Below are 22,522 nucleotides of genomic sequence, written 5' to 3'. Positions count from 1 at the left end.
TCACACCACTACTTATAGACCGACTTCGAGCGGGCATTTGGCGGTTCGGTGCGGCGTCGTCAGTAATCGCGCGTCGCTGGCTCGTCGATATCGTACATCATCGTTTCGAGTCGCTGGTCAAGACCGGCCGTGAGACCGCCGTCGATGACGAGTTCGGTTCCCGTGACGAACGACGCCATCTCCGAAGTCAAAAACGAGACGGCGGCGGCGACGTCTTCGGGACGCCCGAACCGACCGACCGGATACTGGTCGAGCCACTCTTCCCGAACCGGCCCCTCGGTGGTCAACTTCTCGCTCGATGCGTTGGTGATGATGCTCCCCGGACAGACCGCGTTCGACCGGACGCCGTGGCGGCCGTACTGCGTAGCGATGATTCGGGAGAGTGCGAGGACGCCGTTTTTCGACATGGAGTACGCAGCGAGGCCGATTCCTATCCGGGCGTTGACCGACGACACGTGAACCATCGACCCGCCGCCGGACTCGACCATTGCCGGGAGCGTCTCTCGAGCGCAGAGGAACTGGCCTTTGAGGTTCACGTCGACGATTCGGTCCCACGTCTCCTCGGTCACCCGGTCGGGATTACCGTCGTCGAACGAGCCGCCGGCGTTGTTCACGAGGACGTCTACGCTCCCGTGGGCATCCATCGTCGCCTCGACTAACGTCGAAACGTCGGTCGCATCGCTCACGTCGGTGCGGACGAATTCGGCGGTGCCGCCGTCGTCTTCGATGGCCGCGACGGTTCGTTCGCCGCCATTTTCGTCCACGTCGGCGACGACCACGGTGGCGTTCGCAGCCGCGAGTTGCTGCGCGACGGCGTTTCCGATACCGTTGCTGGCTCCGGTGACGATAGCGATGTCTCCGCTCCGGTCGCATACACTGGGGTTCATGCTCTTTCTGTTTCCACCAGGGTAGCAATTATCTTGCGCTCCGGTTGGTTCAGTAAGGGCACCGAAATATTTTAGTAGTATTTACATTATTCTTGAATAGAGCATGGTTAACGCTAACCACGGTTCCGGTGGCGACGCGGATAGCAACGGGCTAACACGGAGACAATGGCTCGCGCTCGGCAGTAGCGCAGCGATTTCCGGGTTGGCCGGCTGCGGAGGTAACAACCCGGACGAAGACGTGACGCTGAGTAACAACCCGTCGGGTGAGAACACCGGCGGGGAGGGCTCCCCCGTGACGACCGAACTCAACATTCGCGCCCCGGTCAGTTGGCAACCGAGTCAGGCGAACATCAACCCGTTCACGGACACCAAAAACACCGAATTCTGGATGGACTACATCTGGTGGGAGTCGCCGGTGTACCCGAACGCGAACGGAAAACCGATATACTGGCTCGCGGACAACATCGAACTCAAAGGCGGCGGCTGTGAAGTCCACCTCAAACTCAAGGAGAATTACACGTGGTGGGACGGGACGCCGGTCACCGCACAAGACCTCCACACCGCCCAACGCATCAACGACTACCGGGTCAACATGGGGCCTGATCAGACTGACGACAGCTGGGAAGTCGTGGACGAATACACCCTGAAGAACGTCCTCTCCGGGCCTGCAAACCCGTCACTGCAGAAATCGGCGTACCTCTCACCGGTCGTCAAGCACGACTACTTCAAGTCGTGGCTCCAGAAGTACGAGGACGCGGGTGGCGAGAACGGCATCAAGAAGGTGACCAAGGAGCTGCAAGAGCACACGATAACGCTGGAAGACCTCACCGAGAAAGGGCTCGGGTGCGGGATGTGGAAGCCGACCCAGCTCTCGCCGACGATGGCGGCCCACGAGAAGTACGAAGACCATCCGCGCGCCGGGTGGACGAACCTGAAGACGTTCAACTGGCACCTCATCTCCGAGAAGCAGAAGGCAATACAGGCGCTCAACACCGGGAAGTTGGACATGGGCGACAAGACCATCACGCAGGCCCAGTCCAACGACCGGGTCGAGGTGTTCAACCGCTTCGGCACCTCCAGCATCGTGAAGCTATCGATGAACTGGAACAACGAGCATCTCGCACGTCGCTCGGTACGCCGCGCAATCGCGTACCTGCTGGACTACGAAGAGTTGGTCAAAGTCATCAAGACCACGCAGGGGCTGAACTACAAACCCCGACCCACCGTCACCGGGATGTCCACGAAGGCGGCCAACCAGTGGGTGGGCGAGAATTTCCAGAACCGGCTCATCAACTACGGGTCGAAATCGAGGCCCGAGAAAGCCGAACAGGTGCTCGAAAACGCCGGCTACTCGAAGAGCGGCGGCGTCTGGTCGGGGCCGAACGGTAGCAAGGTCAATGGACTCACCTACTTGACACCGCCGTGGAATATCTACGAGACTATCGGGAACTACGTAAGCCCGAAACTCGACAAGTTCGGATTCAAGAACAAACTCGTCATCCCGTCGTCCAGTGGCTTCTGGAAACGCTGGACCGACACCCACGATTTCGACATGGTCAACTGGTTCTCGGGGACGGACCATCCCGCGAACGCATATACCACGGTCGGCGTGAGCGGCATCGGCAAGTACGACGAGATAGCGGTCACCTCGAAGAAAAACGGCAGCGACTGTAAAGTGAACCGCACGGCGCCCGAACTCGAGAAACCGCGGAGCAACAAGCTCAACCATCCCATCCGACCGAAGTACCCCAAGCAAGTCGGCACGGTGGGCAACGGCGGGTCGAAACAGACGCTGTTCCCGATCAAGTGGGGGAACATCATGTCACAGACCCAGTCCGAGGACGAGGTCAAGAAGTTCGCAAAGAAGCTCATGTGGTACACGAACTGGCAGGTACCCCACATCGGCTTCTACGACGAGACAAGAGCGTTCTGGGGCAACACGGACAAGTTCGACTTCCCTACCGGCAAAGTGGACGGCCATCCGAACGCTGAGGCGACCAAACAGGAACACTTCTCGAACTCGATGGAGTTCTTCGCGAAAGGCCACATCAGTGCGAAGACGAAGTAGCGACGATACTTTGGAACCGTTTTTTCGCGGGGGTCAGGTTCGATGGCACTTCAGCAGAATCGCCGTCGTCGCTACGGCGAGAACCGCGGCGCCGAGGACGTTGAGAACGCCGACGACGTGCGTGGCGGTACCAGGTTCGGATCCGAGAAACAGCGCGAGCGAGAGCGCTCCCGCGACGCACTCGAACACGAGCAGCATGGCGAACTTATCGGCGTTCGAACAGACATAATCGAAGAACGACGGTGAGTGAGACATCCTATCATCCGACACACTTTTCCGACAGAAATTAAGTATTTCGCCCCGACCCCTCGTCGTCGGGAACAGAAACCACTACGTGCGGGACGCCGCAGTCCGGGCACTCGTAGTGGTCGCGTTCGAACGTCCTCCCGCACCGGATACACTGGTAGACTGCCTCGTCGTCCCCACTGACGAGGTCGAGGAGCCATGTAACGAGTGACATATCGGGAAGTTTTCGGCAGGCGTAATGAACGTTGTGAACGTCCGAGTGCTTGTGCAGGTCGTATTTCCGTGCCAAGAGCTCCCATAGTTTTATTTAGGTGGCAGAAAGAAAAGCACAATAGCACGATGTATTACGTGAAGCGGATCGGCCAATCAGTGCTGGTGTTTTTCATCGCATTGACCGTAACGTTCGCGCTCTACCGGCTGTTGCCGTTTGGCCCGGTCGAGATGGTGAAGGTCAGTCTGATGCAACAGATGCTCGAACAGGGCCAGTCCCCGTCGCCCGCCCAGATGGAGAATATTAACGCGATGGTCGAGACGTACACCGGTATCGACCCGTCGGTTCCGTGGTACGTCTCCTACTACGATTACCTCTACAACATCGTCGTCTACCAGGATTTCGGCCGGTCGATATTCAAGAACCGACCCGTGTTCGACATTCTCTTTGAAGCGATGCCGTGGTCTCTATTCATCAGCATCTACGGTCTCGCATTCGGGACGACCATCAGCCTGCTGTTCGGCGCGGTTATGGCGTACAACGAGGGTGGCAAGTTCGACACCGGGATGACGTTCATCTCTATCGCCAACAGCACCATCCCCTACTACGTCGTCGCGATTCTCACCCTCATCGTCTTCTCGTTCAACCTGGGGTGGTTCCCGAGCGGCGGGCGAATGGATCCCTCGACGACACCCGGCCTCAACTTGCCGTTCATCGTCGGCGTCGTCAAACATGCCGCACTCCCAATTTTCTCGGCGTTCATCGCCGGGTTCGGTGGTGCGCTTGCGTTTCGCGGCAACTGCATCCGCGAGATGGGGGAAGGATACATCCGTGTCGCACAACTGCGTGGCATCAGCCAAGGTCGAATCGCGATACGGTACGTCGGCCGAAACGCCTTGTTGCCCATCTATACGAGCATCATGATGGGCGTGGCGGGCATCTTCGGGAGCGGCATCATCCTCGAAACGATATTCAACTACCCGGCGATGGGAATGGTGACGTTCAACGCGTTGATGAACCGTGATTATCCACTCATCATGGGGGCGTTTATTTTCTTCACCACCATAACGCTCCTCGGAATCCTCATCGCTGACCTTACCTACGGCGTCATCGATCCCCGTGTCAAAGGAGGGAGCAACCGTGAATCCTACTGACGACACGGCACCTGATTCCGAAACCATTGAACAAGCCGATTCGAACGTTCGCGCCGACGGCGGCACGAGCAACCGCTCCGGCGGTACCGCCGGCGTCAACGAGACGATATTCACCCAGACGTCGAACGTGCCCGAACCGACGGCACGCGAGAAAGCCTATCGAGCGTTCGAACGGCGCATTTACGCACCTTCGGCGGTGCTATTGAACGACTGGCGCGGACTCGTCGGCTCCGTGATTCTGGTCACGTTCGTGTTTATCGGAACCGTCGGCGTCTACCTCGTCCCCGAACCGACCGTGATGGAAGGGCCGATTTTCGCGGCGCCGTTCAGTAGTTGGGACTACCCGCTCGGAACCAGCGTGATGGGCGAATCGATATTCAAGCAGGTCGTCCACGCGACGCCCGCGATGCTACAGATGATCACGGCAGGCGCACTGCTCTCGGTTGGCCTTGGTACCACCATTGGAACCGTCGCGGGCTACCGTGGCGGGCGCACCGACCAAGCACTGATGACACTGACCGACGTCGTCCTCACGATTCCGGGTCTGGCACTGGTCGTCGTGTTGGCGACCATCTACCAGCCCGAGAGTCCGTTCATGGTCGGACTCATCCTCGGTATCGACAACTGGCCGACGCTGGCCCGAACTATTCGTTCGCAGGTGCTGAGCGTCCGGGAAGAGTCGTTTACCGAAGCCTCGCGCATCATGGGACTGTCCGAGAGCCACATCCTCCGACGGGACGTCATCTCGAATATGATGCCGTACATCTCCGTGAATTTTGCGAACAGCTCGCGGAAGATAATCTTCGAGTCCGTCGGTCTGTACTTCCTCGGAATCCTCCCAGTGTCAGTGCTGAACTGGGGCGTGATGATGAACAACGCCTACAGCAAAGCGGACCTGACGAACCCGGACCAACTTCACTGGCTGCTCGTACCGATGGTACTCATCGTCTTCATCTCGCTCGGATTCATCCTGCTTGCCCAGGGATTCGACCGGGTGTTCAACGTGCGACTGCGCGCTCGCCACGAGAGCACTAGCGGGGGTGAGAACCGATGAGCACCGGCCAGTCGTCCGGCGGCAACGCCGTCTCGGTTTTGCTGGCCGTCCGGCAGTCGTTCCTCGCGTTCGTTACGGCCATCGGCGTCGTCTGCTGTCTGCTCGCCGTGCTCCTCTCGGAATACGTCCCGCTCGTGACCAACGGTGTTCTGGCCGGAATGTTCGCCATCTGGGGCGTGAGCGCGTTTCTCTACGCCATTCTGGGCCACCTCGGTCTCCGTCTCATAAACTACCACTGAGAGTATCGATACGACGACAAACCACGCACAAAACTATGCTCGCATTCGACACCTCACCGACACCGACGAATCGCCACGCAAACAGACGAGTTCACCGGCCGACCGACTCGCGCCCGCCGGACACGTCCAGTCCACTGGAGGTGATTCGATGGTAGCCAGCCAACGACCCGCCAGCGCGGACACGACTCGAAGTGGCGAGGACGTCGTCTTGGAAGTTCGGAACGCGAGCGTCTCGTTCAGCATGGATCGCGGGGACTCCCGCGTTCTCCGCGGCGTTGACCTCGACGTGCGACGAGGGGAGGTTCTCGGCGTTGTTGGCGAGAGCGGATCCGGGAAGTCGATGCTCGCCTCGGCGATGCTAGACGCCGTCGTCTCGCCGGGGCAAGTGAGTGGCGAAATACGCTATCATCCGCCGGACGGACCGTCGGTGGACGTACTGTCGCTCTCCCGAGCCGAGCTGACGGAGCTACGGTGGAACGAGATTTCGTTCGTCATTCAAGGTGCACAGAGCGCGTTCAATCCGACGATGGTCATCGGCGACCACTTCGAGGAGACGCTCCGAGCACACGACGCGGACGTGGCGGCCGGAATGGAACACGCCCGCGAGTTGCTCGCCGACCTCTACTTGCCGACCGAACAGGTGCTTCGCTCGCACCCTCACGAACTGTCTGGCGGGATGAAACAGCGTGCACTCATCGCGCTCGGTCTCGTCCTCCAGCCGAACGTCGTCGTCATGGACGAACCGACCGCCGCACTCGACCTGTTGATGCAGCGGTCCATTATCAGTATGCTGGAGGACCTACAGGAGAAGTACGACCTGACGATGGTGTTCGTCACCCACGACCTGCCGTTGGTCGCCGACCTTGCCGACCGACTCGCCGTGATGTACGCGTTCGACCTCGTCGAACTCGGTCCGACTGACGAGCTGGTCGAACACGCCGCCCACCCCTACACTCGCGCACTGCTCAACGCTGTCCCGAACATTTCGGACCGCGCGATGGACATCCAGGGTATCGAGGGTGCGAGTCCCGACCCCGTCTCGCTCCCCGACGGCTGTTCGTTCAATCCCCGGTGCCCGCTCGCGGACGAGACATGCAAGAAGAACGACCCGCACCTCCACGACGTAAGCGGTGACCACGAAGCCGCTTGCTTCCACTGGGAGGACGCCCGCTCGGAGATACCGCTGTCGTCGGAGACGTCCGAGGGCGCACCAGATCACGGGTACGACGGCCCAAAGGGGGGCCTGTCACGATGATCAACCCCCACGGCGAGCCGCTTCTGTCGCTCCAGAACGTGAGTGTCCACTTCGAAAAAGAACGGTTGTTCGGTCTCGCCGGGTCTGACACCGTCCACGCGGTTGACGATGTGAGCCTCGACATTTACGAGAACGATGTCGTCGCGCTGGTCGGAGAGTCGGGCTGCGGAAAGACCACGCTTGGGAAGACGGCTATCGGCGTGCAGCGGCCGACTGACGGTCGCGTGCTGTACCGCGGCGACGATATTTGGGAGTCCAAGGGGTCGAACGGTCTGTTTAGTAGACGTGGAGCAGACGGTGCACGTGACTGGAAAGAGATTCGGCGGTCGCTCCAGATGATTCATCAAGACCCCGGTAGCTCACTGAATCCGAACTACTCCATCGAATCGACGCTCTCGGCACCGCTGGAGAAATGGCAACCGGAGATGAGTGAGGCAGACCGCCGTGCCCGCATTTACGGACTCCTCGAATACGTTGGGATGAAACCGGCGCAAGACTACGCAGGCAGGTACCCTCACCAACTATCGGGCGGCGAACAACAGCGTGTAGCGCTCATCCGGTCGCTGTTGATGAATCCGGACCTCATCCTCGCGGACGAGGCCATCAGCGCGCTCGACGTGTCACTGCGAGCGGAGATGATGGAGTTGATGCTCGAACTGCAACAGCAGTTCGACACGTCCTATCTGTTCATCTCCCACGACCTCGCAAACGCGAGACACCTCACCCAGCAGGCGGGCGGCCGTATCGGCATCATGTACCTCGGCGAACTCGTCGAGATTGGAACGCCCGAACAGATCATCCACAACCCCCAGCACCCCTACACGAAGGTACTGCTGTGGGCGACCTCGGACCTCCGAGATCGCTCGTCGGGCGTCTCGACACCACCGGTTCGGTCGCTCACTATTCCAGAACCGACCGACCCGCCGTCGGGGTGCCGGTTCCACACGCGCTGTCTCGAAGCGCGTGAAGTCTGCACGCAGGAATGTCCAGCGCTCACCGACCACGATGGCAAGGGACGACGAACCGCCTGTTTCCGCGCGGATCCGAATCACGAGTACTGGAACAGCGACCCGCTAGACGAAGGTCGGATGATGAACGAACGAGACGCGAGCGGCGAGAGCGGACACGCCGAGGGCGATTGAGGCGCTCTTCGTCAGACGAAAACTCAGTCGGTTCGGTACCGCTCGATTTGCTCCTCGTCAACGGTGACGCCGAGGCCCGGGCCGTCGGGAACCGGCAGCGCTCCGTCTTCGACCTCGAATGGGTCGTCGATGACGTAGTCATCCCACCCGTAGTAGACGCTGTCCGGCGGCAGATTGATGCCGGGTGTGCTCGCGACGGTGTGGAGCATCGCCGCTGTCTTGACCCCGAGGTCGAACCCACAGTGGTGTGACACCGAGACACCGGCGTTGGCAGCCATGGCGACCTGCTCGCGGACGGCGAGGATACCGCCGGCGGGGACGAGGTCCACGACGGCCACGTCGATGGCGTCGGCCTGCAAAAGGAAGCGAAGGTTGCGCGGAAAGTAGGTGTCCTCGTTTACCGCAACCGGCGTCCGGACGCGATTGCGAAACGAGGCGTAGGTTCCGTAGGTGTCGATGCGAACGGGCTGTTCGAGATACTGGAGGAGGATTCCCTCCTCTTCGAGTCGGGTGGCGACCCGAACCGCGTCCTCGAACGACCACCCCTGATTGGGATCGAGTCTGAACTCCAACTGCCCGTCGACTTCCTCGTGCATTGCGCGGATTCGCGCCACGTCCTCGCGCCAGTCGGGACCCGCCTTCGTCTTGAGCGTCGAGAAGCCGTATTCGACGGCGCGTCGGGCGTAGATGCGGGACTCCTCGGGATCGAGAATCCCGAGACAGGTTGCGATCGGCACGCGGTCGCAGGTCTTTCCGCCGAGGAGCTGATGAACCGGGAGGCCGACTTGCTTCCCGAGTGCGTCCCAGAGTGCGGTTTCGACGGCGCCGAGAAACGGCCGAACTTTCACGTATGGGTAGTAGAACGAATCGACAAAATCGCGTATCTCGCCGACGTCACGGCCGACGAGTTCCGGAGCGATGACGTCGTCGATGACCGCTTTCGTCACTGCGGCGGATTTCATGCCGACGAGCATCTCACCCCAACCGGTCACGTCCTCGTTGGTGTCAACTCTGACGAGCATCCGGGTGACTGACTCGACTTCGTCGTGGTTGCTCACATAGGGTGCGAGACCGAGGTCTTCTTCGAGTGGTTTGACTCCCATCTCTATCGGGATGGCAGTCACGTCCGTGACAGACATATGGTTCCCTTGTCCTCCACCTACAAATAGTTCCTCACGCGAAGCGAAGAAAGGTGACGTGACCGCCATCGAACACGCTCCGTTCGGAGTGTTTATATTCGCATCTCGTGTGCTGAAAACTGATGCTAACCGAGACACTCCGCGTTCTCGTCGTCGGTGCACATCCCGACGACTGTGACCTCAAGGCAGGCGGCATCGCCTGTAAGTACGCCGACCGCGGTCACGACGTTCTGTTCGTCTCAATGACGAACGGTGCTGCTGGCCATCACGAACTCGCGGGCCGGACGTTGGTTCAACGTCGTCGTTCGGAGGCCGTGGCGTCGGCGGACGTCGCTGGCGTCGAGTTCGAGCAGTTTGACATACCCGACGGCCGGTTACAGCCGTCGCTGGAACACCGCGACCGCCTCATCGAACTCGTTCGCGAGTTCCGACCCGACCTCGTGTTGACTCACCGACCGAACGACTACCATCCGGACCACAGATACACTGCCCAGCTCGTTCGGGACGCCGCCTATCTCGTGGCCGTTCCGAACGTCTGCCCGACGACACCAGCGCTCGACGAGAATCCTGTATTTGCGTACCTGAGCGACACGTTCGACCGACCGTACCCGTTCTCGCCTGACGTGGTTGTGGATATCGACGACGTGGTCGAGCGAAAGTTCGAGATGCTGGATTGTCACGAATCACAGATGTACGAGTGGCTCCCGTTCGTCGAAGACGACCTTGAGGACGTTCCCGACGACCCCGACGCACGATTCGAGTGGCTACGGGATGGTGGGTTACCGCACGTCGAGGCGTTGGCGGACATCGCCGACCGGTACCGAGAGCGCCTCGTCGAGCGGTACGGCGCGGACGCCGAGACCATTGAGTACGCAGAAGCGTTCGAAGCAAGCGAATACGGTCGACCGCTCACCGACGAGGTGGCCGAGCGGTTGTTCCCGTTCTGATCTGGGAGCGTCGTCCGATATTGGCAGGCGAACGATACAGTTAACCGGTGTGCGTGTGAGTCCCAACCGATGACGAACGTCCTCCTCGCCGGTGAGTCGTGGGTGACAGTACAGTTCGAAATCAAGGGTAAAAACGTCCTTCGAGACAGCCAATACGGCGAAGTCGCCGACCGGTTCATCGACACGCTCGAATCGGTCGGCGCGTCGGTGACTTACCAGCCGTGTCACGTCGCGGCCGAGTCGTTCCCTCGAACCAACGAAGCCCTGTCGGAGTACGACCTCGTGATTCTCAGTGACGTGGGCGCAGACACACTCCAGATAACCCGGCAGGTCGCCGACGGCGAAACGGACGCGGACCGTTGTGCGGTGCTCGCCGAGTGGGTTCGCGAGGGCGGCGCGCTCGGCATGGTCGGCGGCTACATGAGCTTCGCGGGGAAGGGAGGACAAGCCCGCTACGGAACGACTGCACTGGCGGACGTGCTGCCGGTCGAAATCGAAACTGGTGACGACCGCGTGGAAACGCCCGACGGGGCTGTCCCTCGGAACGCGGGTGTACCTGACACCGACCTTCCCGAGGAGTGGCCACACGTCTTGGGATACAACCGAACCACGGCGAAACCGGGTGCGGACGTCTGGGCGACGGTTCGGGGCGACCCGTTCCTCGCAGTTGGAGATTACGGTGACGGCAGTTCGTTCGCATACACGACCGACTGTGCGCCCCACTGGGCGCCGGAGGGGTTGCTCTCGTGGGACCGACTTCCGACCCTCTGGAACCGTGTCCTCGACCGCGTCACGTAGAACGAATCAGGGTAGCTCGTCCAGGTAGGCACTCCAAACGGCCATCGGTTCCTCGCAGGCGATTTCAGAGATGGTTCGGCAGCCGTCGTATCCCCACATAAAGACGCTGTCGGCGAGGTCGAGCGCGGTTCGAGTCGCGGTTCGAACGTCGTCCGTGGCTGACTCACCTTCGAGACCGAATCCTTGAATCCAGAGCTGATTCCGGAGGTCGTGGTCGTCGGCGACCGTAACCAGTCGCTCGCCGAACCGAGCGACGTACTCACCCGCATCGGCGTCTTGGGCGTGCGCCCAGTACGGGTCGGTCGCCAGCACGTCGAGATACTCGCTTTCAGCCACCTGTGCCCAGTCGCGCGTTCCGTGGTCGGCAGACTGACTCGGGAGCAGACAGACCGCGTTCTCCGCACCCTCCTCGTGGGACACCGCCATCATCTCGTCGAGGAACTCGACCATCGACCGTTCGCGAACCGTCGAGACTCGGTCGGTCTCGGTCACCGGCATCGGTTCGTCGTAGCGGGCGCGGTATCGCTCCCGGCAGTGGTCACACCGACAGCACCACACATCGTCGGAGTGGTCGTCGCCGTACCAGTGGACGTTGTGCCAATGTGGTTCGTCCCAGAAGAGCACGTCCGCGCCGAGTCTGGCAGCGTCCCGTGTCCATTCACGCATGAACTTCCGAAACGCCGGGTCGTTGAAGCAGGCGGCCGGGACGCGCTCGCCCGTGTTGAGCATCTGTCGGGAGTTGGGGTTTCGGGCGACGAACCGTGAGAACTCTTCGCCGCCGAAGACGCCGCCAACCCCCCACGGGTTGACGTAGGTGGTCAGTCCCCTATCGTTGCTCGCGGTGACGATATCCGCCATCGTCTCACGGTAGAACGCCCGGTCACGTTCGCTGAACGTGTGGAGGACGGCGTTGAGACCCACCTCGCGGAACCGGTTCAAATCCGTTGCCGCATGTTCTGGGTCCTGTACGCCGAAGTAACTGGTGCCGGTTTCGATGTCGGACATGTTTCGTGGCGTGTTATCGATGTCCACTCAGTGCCCATGAACGTATCGGTGATCGAGGTGAAACAAACGAGCGGAACGAACTACGGTGGGAGACGAACGTCGAACCTATTTTACTCTCGGAGTGCGCGAGAATTAGTATGCGAACCCAGACCATCTACGAGGAGTTGGGCGTCCCACACGTCGTCAACGCGACCGGCACGAAGACCCGCATCGGTGGCAGTCGTATTCGCCCGGAGGCCGTCGAAGCGATGGCTCGCGCGTCCGAGTCGTTCGTTCGCCTCTCCGATCTGCAGGCGAGAGCCAGCGAACTGATAGCGGACGTGACTGGCGCCGAAGCGGGCTACGTCGCGTCCGGCGCGTCGAGCGCGCTCGCGCTCGGAGCGGCCGCCTGTATCGCGGGCGACGACCTCGGAACGATGGCGCGACTCCCAGACACCGACGGTGTCGCCGACGAAATCGTCGTTCCGCGCACCCACCGCACCGGTTACGACCACGCGCTCCGCGCTGCCGGCGCGCGCATCGTTGACGTCGGGTCGAACGACAAGCACCTCGGTACCGGGTCGCGGAACGTCGAACCGTGGGAAATCGGAGATGCCATCGGAGAGAACACCGCGGCGGTCGCCTACATCGAGAAGTCCTACACGGAACCGCCCCTTGAGGTGGTGTGCGAAATCGCACACGACCACGGCGTTCCAGTCATCGTGGATGCTGCCGCCGAACTCCCGCCGACGAGCAACCTCGAAGCGTTCGTGGACGCCGGTGCGGACCTCGTCGCGTTCAGCGGTGGGAAAGCCATCCGTGGCCCGCAAACGACCGGCATCCTCGCCGGACGAGCGAACCTTGTCTCGTCGGTCGCCGCCCAGCATCTCGACATGCACGCCGCCGAACAGGTGTGGGAACCAGCTAGCGAGCTCATAAACTCCGACCGACTGGGCGGCGTCCCACGGCAGGGAATCGGCCGTCCGATGAAGGTCGGCAAGGAGGAACTCGTCGGGCTGATTCGCGCGCTCGAACTGTTCGTCGAAGAAGACCACGACGCGCTGCTCGAAGAATGGCTCGAACGTTCGCGGCGAATCGCCGCCGACCTCGAAGCGGTCGCAGGGTTCGACACGTCGCTCACGGCCGACGACAAAACAGCCGTCGCCCCGGAAGTAGTGGTCTCGGTGGACGCAGACACCGCAGGCGTCTCCGCGACCGACGTTGTCGGCGGACTCCGTCGCGAGGAGCCCCGCGTGTTCGTCGGCGCGGACGCGCTCCCCACGGGCGAGTTCACGGTCAATCCGATGTGTCTCACCGACGAGGAGACCGACTACGCCGTTGGGCGCATCGTCGCGCAAGTCGAACAGTGACGAAGAGAGGGCGGGAACGAAATCGGTGAATCGATGCCAGACGCGGTGTGTCTACACCGTGTCGAATTCGACGACGGTCTTGATGACGTCGTCGCCTGTTTCGAACGCCCGTTCGACCTCCTCGGGGTCGTAGACGCCCGTGATGAGTTCGTCTATAAACCAGTCGGGAAACGCCGACAGCGTTTCCCTGGCCGCTTTGTACTGCTCGACGTTCGAGTTAACGCTGCCGAGCAGCGCCTTGTTTTCGAGAACCATCTCCCGATGAATTCGACCGCCTTCGACCTCGAACGACTCGTCTCCGGGGATGCCGAGGAGCGCGCCGACGCCGTTTGGCGCGAGCGCGTGGACGGTCTCGAACGCGTGGGGAGCGTGTCCGGTCGCTTCATAGATGAAGTCAATCGATTCGTGTGCGTCCGGAACGTCCGGAAGCGGCGTTTCACGCGAATCGACGTAGGTCGCACCGAGGCGCTCGATTATCTCGATGGTCGGGTTGGGACGGTCGCGGCGACCGAGGCAGTAGCATCGGTCGAAGTCGTCGCGTCCGACCAGCATCGAGAGGGTCAGGAGACCGAGCGGCCCGTTGCCGAGAACGAGCGCGGATTCCGGGCTCCACTCGAACGCTGACCTGCTAGCGTAGGCGTGCTCGAACGCTTTCTCGCTGTTGCTGACCGGTTCGGTCAGAAAACCGTGAGTCGCGAAGTCGTCCGGGACGCCGACGAGGTACCGTTCGTAGCTGGTGAAGTAGTCGGCCATGTAGCCGTGCGCGCCGACGATGCCGCGTTCGACGTACGCGCCGTCGGGGGCCATGTCGGGTTCGTCCCGTTCGAAGTACCCGTTTCCGTCCTCTGTTGGTCGCCGAACCGTCGGGACGACGAGGTCGCCTGCGTCGAAGCGCGTCCCATTCGGGTTCTCGACGATTCCGACCGCTTCGTGGCCGAGGATTTGGTGTTCCGCCCCGTCTGGAAAGCCGCCATGGGTTCCGCCGACGACTTCGTGGTCGGTACCATCGATGCCGACGCGGAGTGTCCGTACCAACGCCTCGCCGGACTCGGGGGTCGGCCTCGGAACGTCGATGACCTTAGGGGTCGTCTCGCCGCGCCGAACCGCGACGGCTCTCATCGTCCCGTCACTCTTCTGCCCCACGTGCGCTCGCAACGACTTCGATTTCGACGCCGATGTCGATAGGGAGGTCCTCGACTTGCACCGCGCTCCGAGCGGGGTACGGTGAGGACACGTAGTCGGCGTACACGTCGTTGATGGCGTCGTAGCCGTCCATGTTCTGTACGAAGACGGTCGCCTTCACCACGTCGTCGAGCGAGCGATTCGCCGCCGCGAGAACCGCCTCGATGTTTTCGAGCGTTCGAGCGGTCTGCTCTTCGATGGTGTCGCCGACGATGTCGCCGGATTCGGGGTCAACTGGCCCCTGTCCCGAGACGTAGATGCGGTCTCCGTCGCGGATTCCCTGCGAGAACGGGCCGATGCTCGGCGGTGCGGTGTCGGTGCTAATCTCTTCCATCGGTTTCCTCCGGCGGTGCGTGGTCGTTCGACGTCGTCGTTTGCTCGCCAGTGGGGCGGCGAGGGAACGACGGACTGTCCGTTCTAACGGCTCCGAGTAGCATGCGTCCAGTCATCAGGCAAGTAATCAGACTACCAAAATATAAAACCAACCCCTCGAAGCCGAGGAACCCCACGCCAGCGAGAGAGACAACTGTTCGCCGAGAACCATGGTGATGGCAAGGTGACGACCCCTCTGACGATGAGTGGCGTTTCGGGAGCAGTCCACCCCTGCGACCGTCTCCGTGGGAGTCATTGCGCTCCGTCGTTTGGACTCTCCTGTGCAGCGTTCGGGGGAAACGCAGTCACCCCGGAGTCGCCTTCCGAGTTCAGTTCCCGTCGGTTATCGTTATCGTCGTCTCGCCGCTCACCCCATTGGAGGAGGCGCGGAGCGTGACGGTTCCGGCGTTGAGTGCGATGAGTTGCCGGGTTTCCGGGTCGAACGCGGCGGCGTAGTCGCGGCCGCGCCAGTGGTTACGGTTCGACTCCTGCTCGTCGCCATCGTCTTTGCGCGTGAAGCGGTGGTACCATTCGTTGTCTGCGATGTAGAGGTTCTGGCTCCCGGACCAGCGGACGGTCGCCGGGTAGCGAAGTGGGAAGGTGAGGCCAGCGTCCTGCACGCCGGTTGGAGAGACGGTGAGTGACTCGCCGACCGTCAGCGACGGCGGAGTGTCAAACGTTACGTCCGTGAGGAGGGGACGAACTTCGGCACGGAGCCAGTCGGTTCGCTCGGCGGGCGACCGACTCCGGTTCGGCGTCGGGTCGACACCGAACAATGTCCACTCGCGGAAGCCGCCGTCGTTCGGCGAGCCGTACGGATACTTACCGGTCGTTCCGAGGACCACGTACGGAATGCCTTCGACGCGGCTGAACTCGACCGTACCAGCGTGCCCAGCGACGTACACCGCGCCTTTGCCGCCGGACTGTTCGCGGAACGCCGTTAGCCACTCTTCGATGAGTTCGGCTTCCATCCGGTCGCCGAGTTGACTGTTGTCGCCGACGAGCGGGTCGCGCGGTGGGTGGTGTGCGACGACGACGACGTTCTCGATAGCGTCAGCGTCGGCGGCATCATTGAGACCACGCTGGAGGTCGGACAGCTGCTGGAAGTCACTCGTGCGGAACGACCCTGTCGAGGAGTCCAACAGGAAAAAGCGGGTGTCTTCATGCTCGAACGTGTACCGAGTGTCGCCGAAGGTGGCTTTGAAGTTCGAGAGGTCGCCGGGGCCTGTGCGCTCGTGGTTACCGGGGAGGTAGTAGACCGGGAGTGCGTCGCCAACCTCCTCCCGGAGGATGCGGTCGGCGAGGGCGTAGTCCTCGGAATAGCCGGTGTCTACGAAGTCGCCCGCGATGACGAGAAAATCAGGGTCGGCGGCGACGATCTCACGGAGGGTGCGACGAGCGAGGTTCACCGCGAGGCTGTCTGGGTCGTCTCCGACGAACTGACTGTCGGCCATCACGGCGAAGGTCCAGCGGTTCTCGGAGAGTTCGTCGTTTTCGACGACGAGCGGGTCGGGAGTAACCGGCTCTTCGGGCCGCGAAACCGGTGGCGTGACCTTCACGGTGAGGTCGTCGAAGACGAGACTCCCCTCGTACTGTTGGTCTTCCGACGCTTCGACGGCATAGAAGTACGAGAACTGGAGCGGGTACTCGACGCCAGCGGGAACGACTCCCTCGATGTACTGCCAACCGGTCCAGTCGAGGCTGTAGGTAAAATCGATTTTGTGTGTGACGCCCGCTGCGTCGGTGAGAACACCACGAATCCACGCACCCTTCCCGTCGCCGTCGATCCAGACGCCGACACGCTGTGGCTCGCCGGGGAGGTCGATCGGCGATTCGGTTCTGGCGTAGGCGGCCCGGGTCGCTGTCGTCGTCGTGAAGTCGTAGTCCAACTGCAGTCCCGTTCCACTGCGGCCCTCCACAAACGACATGGATCCTTCGACAGTGTTGGGGTACCGAGCGAAGTACCACTTCGTCGGGTCTTCGAATTTCGAAATGGTCTTAGTTGCGAGACCGACCGACACCGGGAGGTAGGTCTCCTCGTCAAGGACGGAGACGGTGATGAGTGTCGAGCCGTTCTCGCCAGTGGGCGTGACGGTGAACGTACCCTCGTCGGTGGCTTCGATACTGACGAGCGAGTCATCGTAGTCGAGCGCGACATCCCGTGGCGCTATCGGCGCGGTGTAGCCCTGGGCGTCGAAGCCGAGGACGGCGAACGACCGGGTGTCACCCGGTTCTAACCCTATTCGCGTCTGGTCGGGTTCGATGCGGTCGAGGTCGTCGAGGACTCGAATCTCAGTCGTTCCGCTGCTCCCTCGCTTTCGCGCGATTGCCTTCCCACTACCGGGACGACGACCGGTAAAGAGACCGTCGGCGTCGAACCGGCCGAAGTAACGTGGAATCGTGCGCCAATGGCGAGGCGTCGCTTCGACCGGCGCGTACGTCTCGTCGTGTGCGTTCGCCTCGAACTGTCGGGAGAGTTCGGGGAAGACGCGATGGGTGTTCTCACCGTCGAGCATCGGCGTTATGTCGAATCCGTCGAGTCTTCCGCTCCCTTCCGCGGTTGTCAGCCCGAGCCCATTCGACACCGGACGCGGCGCGCCATCCGACGGGTCGTTTCGAACGCTGACGGATTCCTCGCCTGGGTTCCGGGCGACGAGCGTCGAGGAACCGCCGCCGTCGAAGTTGAGCGCGTCGGTCGCACCGAGGCCGCGCATAGCGTCCGCGAGTTCTTTGAGAGATGCGCCGCGACTGTCTCGCTGGCGACCGTCGACGACGAGCAGGTAGAGCGTCGAACCGTCCTCCGAGACGCCTACCGCGGTTCGTGGTTCGAGCCGACCGTCGTCCAGTCCGCCGGGCATTTCGCCGTCGCGGAGCAGCACGGTCGAGCCGCCGACTGCAGCCTGTAGCGACGCATCGGCGTCGGTCTGCGCTCCGTAGGAAATCGAAACCGCGTCGCCGGTTGAGAGGGTCGATAGTGCGTCAGCGCCAGTGCCGCGGCCGACGAGGACCGAGCCGTCGTCGGGAATCGTGGCGCTCCCGGGTGAGACCGAAGTCGACGTGACGACTCCGTTCCAGACGACGACTTCGGCCTCTCCGGTACGTTCGGCGTCTCCCCAAAGGGGGGTGTACAGTCCGAGTCCGTCCGCCGGGATAGCAGGTTGATTCAGTGCATTCAGTGAATGGCTGTTTCCGTGGAATCGAACTGCCCCGTCAAGGACGACGCGAGCGAGGCGAGCGAGGCCGTCGTCACCGACTGCAACGGTATGTTCTCGGCCGGTCGCCGGCCCCGAGCGGAGGTTGCCGTCGCCGATTTCGGCACCGACCGGTGCGTCCGATTCGCCGATGTAGAAGAAATCACCGTTGACACCTGCGACTGCGTTCGACTCCTCGGCGAGGTTCGGTACGGTATCACGCTCCGTGACGCCTGGAGAGAGGAGCGTCAGGTCGGTCTCTTCATCCATCGCTACGGTGAGGACGTCGAAGTCCAACCAACCGCGTTCGGTGAGGCGGATGGAGGCATCGAGCGTGATACCGGGAGCGACTCGCGTCGAGCGCTTTTGCACGACGATGGCGTCGTCGCTTCTAGCGGCGAGCGTGGCGTCCCGGATTTCACCGAGGTTGCTGGTGAATCGGCTTGCATCCGCCGCGCTGGCGGTCGTGGTGGTCGTTGCGAGACTCGCAGTTATCGTCGCGGCGAGTCCTTTGAGGTAGTCTCGTCTGGTTTCCGAGGTGTTTCGTTCTGGCATTCCGAACTCCAATCATTCATTTATCAAAGTCATATTTTAAACTGAGTATTTTATATAATTATCGTCGGTTGGGCTTCCCCCTGACAACATACGTCAACAGTCGAATACCGGTCACTGCTTTCGCATGCCCCGACCTCGGCCTATAGACTCTAGCTTCCCCGACACAATCATCGGCCGTCAGAAAAGGAGTGGAAAGCGAGACTGGGGCGTTCGGTTGCGGCGGGTCGATACGTGTTCTGAAGAGCAACGACCACTGACCTTTATTTAACTGGTTCTCGCGACAATAACCTACAGCGAGGAAAATTCTCACGGTTAATTAATTTTTACCGAGTAAAGTTCTCTTCCTGAAATAGTGTTATTTAGTTAATCAATTATAATTCTCGTATGTGTTTCTTAAATTGTCTGGGAATTATTTTACTAGTAGGAGAGTAATTGGTGAGCACCCATCTATATCGTTTAAATTGATAACGAACGACTTTTACACTGTTTATACCGTTTTCAACGGAGAGAATGCAAGAGAAATAGAACTAAGCACCAGATAACTAATATGGGTAGGTGATACTGCATTTTTGATGGTGTCAGACAGGCAAAATCGAAGTCCCGTCAGTCGTAGAACCTATCTCAAACTAACTGGAGCAATCATGTCATCGTCTGCGATAATGGGGTCCGCCTCTTCGTCCCTATCTGATTACGAAGATCAGTACGAGAACGTCGTTGATGTAACCGAGGTTGGAGCAGACAACGCTGGAAACGAATCCATCATACCGATACTCGAAGACAATGCGGACGACAATACACTCCTTTACTTCCCCGAGGGTGAGTATTACATCGATTCGCAGTTCCGCTTTACTGGCTTCGAAAACTTCGGCATGGTCGGTAACAACGCGACACTCGTTCCGGCGAATTACTCCAACTTCGACGGTGGCGGAGACAATAACTACCGACTGTTCCGGCTCGGCGTCGAGAACCAGCCCGGAAACAACCTGCTGATAGAGGACTTTACTGTTGACCAGACTGAAGAAAACACTGGAATCCGTGTCGTCGAAGCCGAGGTGACAGACGGGTTGACCATCCGTAATATCGAGGTCAAAGGCAAACACGACAGTGGAACGTGGGGGCCGCTTCGAGCCGTCGTACAGAACCCGGACGGTAGCGGTCTCGTCGAACGGTTCGAGGCACCTGACGGAGCTGTATTGGAAAAGAAGGCGCCGAGCGATTCCCTATGGCGTGGACCGACCGGTATTCTCTGCAACAATGCGAACAAGGGAACGATGACATTTCGCAACTGTGTACTCGGGAGCTTCCCGGACAATGGGCTATACGCCTCCAACGGGACCGGTACCATTCAGGTAGAAGGCGGTCGCTTCCAGAACAGTCTGGGTTCGAACGTCCGTCTCGGTGGCAAGGGCAGTTACATCGAGAACGCTAGTATCGTCGTCGACAAAGACAGCAACAGCGAGATCGCCCAGTGTGGACTTCGTATGGAGAAAGGTGCCAGCATCGTCGCACGGAACGTCGACATACAGACGAACATCGATGATAGTCCCGCGATTTGGGTTACGAGCAATGCGGACGACGTAACATTTGTCGACTCCACCATCACGGCTCGAACCGATGGCCCAACGAATGCAATTTATATTCAGGAAGATTCGGGCCAGACGCGAATCGAGCGAACGACCGTCGATCACGAAACTGGTGGTGCGGAGGCTATCAAAATCAAGGAAGGTGAACAGCCAGTTTCCCTTAAAAACGTCACCGTCACCGGGAACGCAGCGACCGAGGGCAGCCGGAGCGCCATCCAGAACAACCGCGACGGTAGCGAGTTCCGCAATCTGAAAGTTCACCACGGTGGTGAAGCGGGCCGACGGGCACTGACGAACACGGGGAACAACGTCGTGATCGACGGAGGCGACTACGTCTCCGAAGAAAACGCGCTTGTAGAGAGCGGTACTGGAACGATGATAAAAGGCGTCTCGGCACTCGCCCGTAGCGGGAACGAGGCACTTCGCATCACGAGCGATGCCGAAGGAGTCACTGTCACGGACTCCCACCTCGGGAACGGTATCGACGACAACAGCCCAGACGGGTATACGGGCGGCAACAACAGCTCAGAGTACGACGGTGGCGACGAGAACGCCGGCGATACTGGTGGGGACACCGGTGATGATTCCGACGGCGGTTCTGGTGGAGACTCCGGCGGAAATTCCAACGGAGACGATCACGACGACGACTGTTAAACCACACAACCCCGGTCTGACGCTTCAAACCCTCCACACTTCTTTGCTGTTCCAGTTGTTAACTCCGTGACCTACTCCTTTCGTCTCGAAACCAGTCTATCCATCCGAGACATCGCTTTCGCCGTCCAATTCTCCCGAGTATCTTCCTCACTCGCACCCTGAGGTGAGTCCGATTCACGGAGCTCCGAAAACACCGACTCGCCACCGAAATTCGGCCGGACGAGCAGTATTACGGAACTGATTCCAAGCGTAAGTCCCAACATGGCCGCCGTGAACGCCGACGCCAGCAGCGATTCTCTGGCTTGCCATGTATCGAATTGGATGAATGTCGCGAACATCCCCGTTATCGCCAACACCACGCCAATTCCTTTCAGCCACGAGTCTAACTCTGATCCGTGTGAGGAGAGATACAGCGTATAAATCAGGATGACGCCAGCAACGAATTCGAATGTGAACAGTATAAGATGTAGTCCAACGGTTTCTATCACCGGTACAACTGGCGTTGCCAATCCTTGAAGACTGTCCCACAAACCACTCATGAGCAAAACAAAAAGCTGTAGCTCGGCAGCCAATACGGCGTCTACGAACTGAAACAGAAAACCAATCAGCAGAGATTCAACTCGGATACTGAACGCCGACAACTTGGAGAAAAGTGAAACACCTGTGAATTCGGCAAGAAATGTGAACAGGAAGACAGGGGCGACCAGAATGGTCGATATCCCCCCCACAATGAATAGTACTTTGGTGCGATTTCGCCTCAACAGCCGATACACAACCCATGCTGTAAACAGTAGTGGAAGAAGCGCAACTGGGTGCTCAGCAACGATTTGACGGGTAGAATTCAACATATTTTATGGCTCGTCCGTATCGGTCGTTCCGTCGTAGTATCTGTGTTTTAAGCGGCAAAAGCCCATCGTTTACAACAGACGTATCGTCCTCTCGCTCTTTCTTGTCACATACTGCGGTAGTCGGCATTATAGTGAGTTCTCTCATCAGAGAATTTTCTGGTGGGTATTTCGACAGCTTCGTCTTTTTTTGTTCGTACCCCTCATTCCGTTTTCCGTCCGAAAGATGGAAACCCAGAACAGGTCAGACAGTGTCCGGTGTGTATTTCAGACGGCCGATAAACCATTCGAATACTGCCTTCATCGTGGAGCACTGGTGGAATAACGTACTACTATCGGGAAGGGGTCGAGTGACTCTAGTCCCTCTTTTCGCAAAGCATGTAAATTAGAAACATAATAATATGGGTAATATAAAAAATTTTAATTTTAATAAAATTTTATCTATTATATAGAACCAAAGCGTTGTGACAGAGAATAGCAACCATTCAAAGATAGAGACAACGGAATCAGAACTCACTCGGCGCGCGTTCACACAATCTGTCGCTAGGGCTACCGCGCTGGCCGCGGTCGGATCTGCAACCGCCAAAGAGGGGGAGTTTGAACACGGACGTGGCAAACGCTCTCGCTTTCTGATAGGGACTGTTTG

19 protein-coding genes are annotated in these 22,522 nt (G+C 59.9%); 10 read left to right on the top strand and 9 right to left on the bottom strand.

Annotated elements, in window-relative coordinates; translation table 11 throughout:
* Positions 1–59: 59 nt before the first annotated feature.
* On the bottom strand, positions 60–887 hold the full coding sequence (locus BW974_RS15265; RefSeq protein WP_076431122.1) for an SDR family NAD(P)-dependent oxidoreductase: 828 nt from the start codon (positions 885–887) through the stop codon (positions 60–62).
* A 103-nt stretch (positions 888–990) separates the two neighbouring features.
* Between BW974_RS15265 and BW974_RS15260 the strand changes: the two genes are divergently transcribed.
* Complete coding sequence (locus BW974_RS15260) at positions 991–2,955, top strand: ABC transporter substrate-binding protein (protein ID WP_076431121.1); 1,965 nt, start codon at positions 991–993, stop codon at positions 2,953–2,955.
* 33 nt (positions 2,956–2,988) lie between these two features.
* On the opposite strand, the gene BW974_RS15255 is transcribed toward BW974_RS15260, so the two are convergent.
* Together BW974_RS15255 and BW974_RS25765 are read right to left on the bottom strand one after the other, a co-directional pair.
* On the bottom strand, positions 2,989–3,210 hold the full coding sequence (locus BW974_RS15255) for a hypothetical protein (protein ID WP_076431120.1): 222 nt from the start codon (positions 3,208–3,210) through the stop codon (positions 2,989–2,991).
* 31 nt (positions 3,211–3,241) lie between these two features.
* Positions 3,242–3,415 (bottom strand): hypothetical protein, encoded by a 174-nt coding sequence (locus BW974_RS25765; RefSeq protein WP_175609711.1) that lies wholly within the window; start codon positions 3,413–3,415, stop codon positions 3,242–3,244.
* Positions 3,416–3,540: 125 nt separating this feature from the next.
* Here BW974_RS25765 and BW974_RS15245 point away from each other — a divergent pair, with 125 nt between their 5' ends.
* The 5 genes from BW974_RS15245 to BW974_RS15225 all read left to right on the top strand — a co-directional run bounded on the left by BW974_RS15245 (position 3,541) and on the right by BW974_RS15225 (position 8,256).
* Positions 3,541–4,566: an ABC transporter permease gene (locus tag BW974_RS15245; RefSeq protein ID WP_076431118.1), complete on the top strand. Its 1,026-nt coding sequence runs from the start codon at positions 3,541–3,543 to the stop codon at positions 4,564–4,566.
* 106 nt (positions 4,567–4,672) lie between these two features.
* Positions 4,673–5,620, top strand: a complete 948-nt coding sequence (locus BW974_RS15240; RefSeq protein ID WP_394329570.1) for an ABC transporter permease — start codon at positions 4,673–4,675, stop codon at positions 5,618–5,620.
* Positions 5,617–5,859, top strand: coding sequence for a hypothetical protein (locus BW974_RS15235; RefSeq protein WP_076431116.1), 243 nt, complete (start codon positions 5,617–5,619; stop codon positions 5,857–5,859). The genes BW974_RS15240 and BW974_RS15235 overlap by 4 nt, the downstream gene beginning before the upstream one ends.
* A 148-nt stretch (positions 5,860–6,007) precedes the next feature.
* A complete protein-coding gene (locus BW974_RS15230; RefSeq protein ID WP_076431115.1) occupies positions 6,008–7,114 on the top strand; it encodes an ABC transporter ATP-binding protein in 1,107 nt (368 codons plus the stop codon).
* On the top strand, positions 7,111–8,256 hold the full coding sequence (locus BW974_RS15225) for an ABC transporter ATP-binding protein (RefSeq protein WP_076431114.1): 1,146 nt from the start codon (positions 7,111–7,113) through the stop codon (positions 8,254–8,256). Before BW974_RS15230 ends, BW974_RS15225 begins: the two co-directional genes overlap by 4 nt.
* 23 nt (positions 8,257–8,279) lie before the next feature.
* Here the strand turns inward: BW974_RS15225 and BW974_RS15220 are convergent, their stop codons facing one another.
* Complete coding sequence (locus BW974_RS15220) at positions 8,280–9,395, bottom strand: mandelate racemase/muconate lactonizing enzyme family protein (protein ID WP_076431113.1); 1,116 nt, start codon at positions 9,393–9,395, stop codon at positions 8,280–8,282.
* A gap of 122 nt (positions 9,396–9,517) precedes the next feature.
* Here BW974_RS15220 and BW974_RS15215 point away from each other — a divergent pair, with 122 nt between their 5' ends.
* Positions 9,518–10,342 carry a PIG-L deacetylase family protein gene (locus BW974_RS15215; RefSeq protein WP_076431112.1) on the top strand — a complete coding sequence of 275 codons (825 nt, stop codon included), beginning with the start codon at positions 9,518–9,520 and terminating at the stop codon, positions 10,340–10,342.
* A 69-nt stretch (positions 10,343–10,411) separates the two neighbouring features.
* Positions 10,412–11,140 carry a glutamine amidotransferase gene (locus tag BW974_RS15210; RefSeq protein ID WP_076431111.1) on the top strand — a complete coding sequence of 243 codons (729 nt, stop codon included), beginning with the start codon at positions 10,412–10,414 and terminating at the stop codon, positions 11,138–11,140.
* A gap of 6 nt (positions 11,141–11,146) precedes the next feature.
* Here BW974_RS15210 and BW974_RS15205 read toward each other — a convergent pair whose 3' ends face one another.
* Positions 11,147–12,145, bottom strand: coding sequence for a hypothetical protein (locus tag BW974_RS15205; RefSeq protein ID WP_076431315.1), 999 nt, complete (start codon positions 12,143–12,145; stop codon positions 11,147–11,149).
* A gap of 137 nt (positions 12,146–12,282) precedes the next feature.
* Between BW974_RS15205 and BW974_RS15200 the strand changes: the two genes are divergently transcribed.
* Positions 12,283–13,494, top strand: a complete 1,212-nt coding sequence (locus tag BW974_RS15200) for an aminotransferase class V-fold PLP-dependent enzyme (protein ID WP_076431110.1) — start codon at positions 12,283–12,285, stop codon at positions 13,492–13,494.
* A gap of 51 nt (positions 13,495–13,545) precedes the next feature.
* Here the strand turns inward: BW974_RS15200 and BW974_RS15195 are convergent, their stop codons facing one another.
* The 3 genes from BW974_RS15195 to BW974_RS15185 all read right to left on the bottom strand — a co-directional run bounded on the left by BW974_RS15195 (position 13,546) and on the right by BW974_RS15185 (position 18,794).
* Complete coding sequence (locus BW974_RS15195; RefSeq protein ID WP_076431109.1) at positions 13,546–14,613, bottom strand: glucose 1-dehydrogenase; 1,068 nt, start codon at positions 14,611–14,613, stop codon at positions 13,546–13,548.
* Positions 14,614–14,620: 7 nt separating this feature from the next.
* Positions 14,621–15,010: a Rid family detoxifying hydrolase gene (locus BW974_RS15190; RefSeq protein ID WP_076431108.1), complete on the bottom strand. Its 390-nt coding sequence runs from the start codon at positions 15,008–15,010 to the stop codon at positions 14,621–14,623.
* 367 nt (positions 15,011–15,377) lie between these two features.
* Positions 15,378–18,794: a phosphodiester glycosidase family protein gene (locus tag BW974_RS15185; RefSeq protein ID WP_076431314.1), complete on the bottom strand. Its 3,417-nt coding sequence runs from the start codon at positions 18,792–18,794 to the stop codon at positions 15,378–15,380.
* Between the two features lie 641 nt (positions 18,795–19,435).
* Here BW974_RS15185 and BW974_RS15180 point away from each other — a divergent pair.
* Positions 19,436–21,031 carry a hypothetical protein gene (locus BW974_RS15180; protein WP_245800121.1) on the top strand — a complete coding sequence of 532 codons (1,596 nt, stop codon included), beginning with the start codon at positions 19,436–19,438 and terminating at the stop codon, positions 21,029–21,031.
* Between the two features lie 71 nt (positions 21,032–21,102).
* Here the strand turns inward: BW974_RS15180 and BW974_RS15175 are convergent, their stop codons facing one another.
* Entirely contained in the window at positions 21,103–21,879 is a 777-nt protein-coding gene (locus tag BW974_RS15175; protein WP_076431107.1) for a hypothetical protein, read from the bottom strand.
* Between the last annotated feature and the right edge of the window lie 643 nt (positions 21,880–22,522).

Origin of the sequence: Haladaptatus litoreus (assembly GCF_900156425.1) — an archaeon.
GTDB lineage: Archaea > Halobacteriota > Halobacteria > Halobacteriales > Haladaptataceae > Haladaptatus > Haladaptatus litoreus.
Note: the sequence above shows the minus strand (reverse complement) of the source record. Positions and strands in the feature narration are given on the sequence as shown.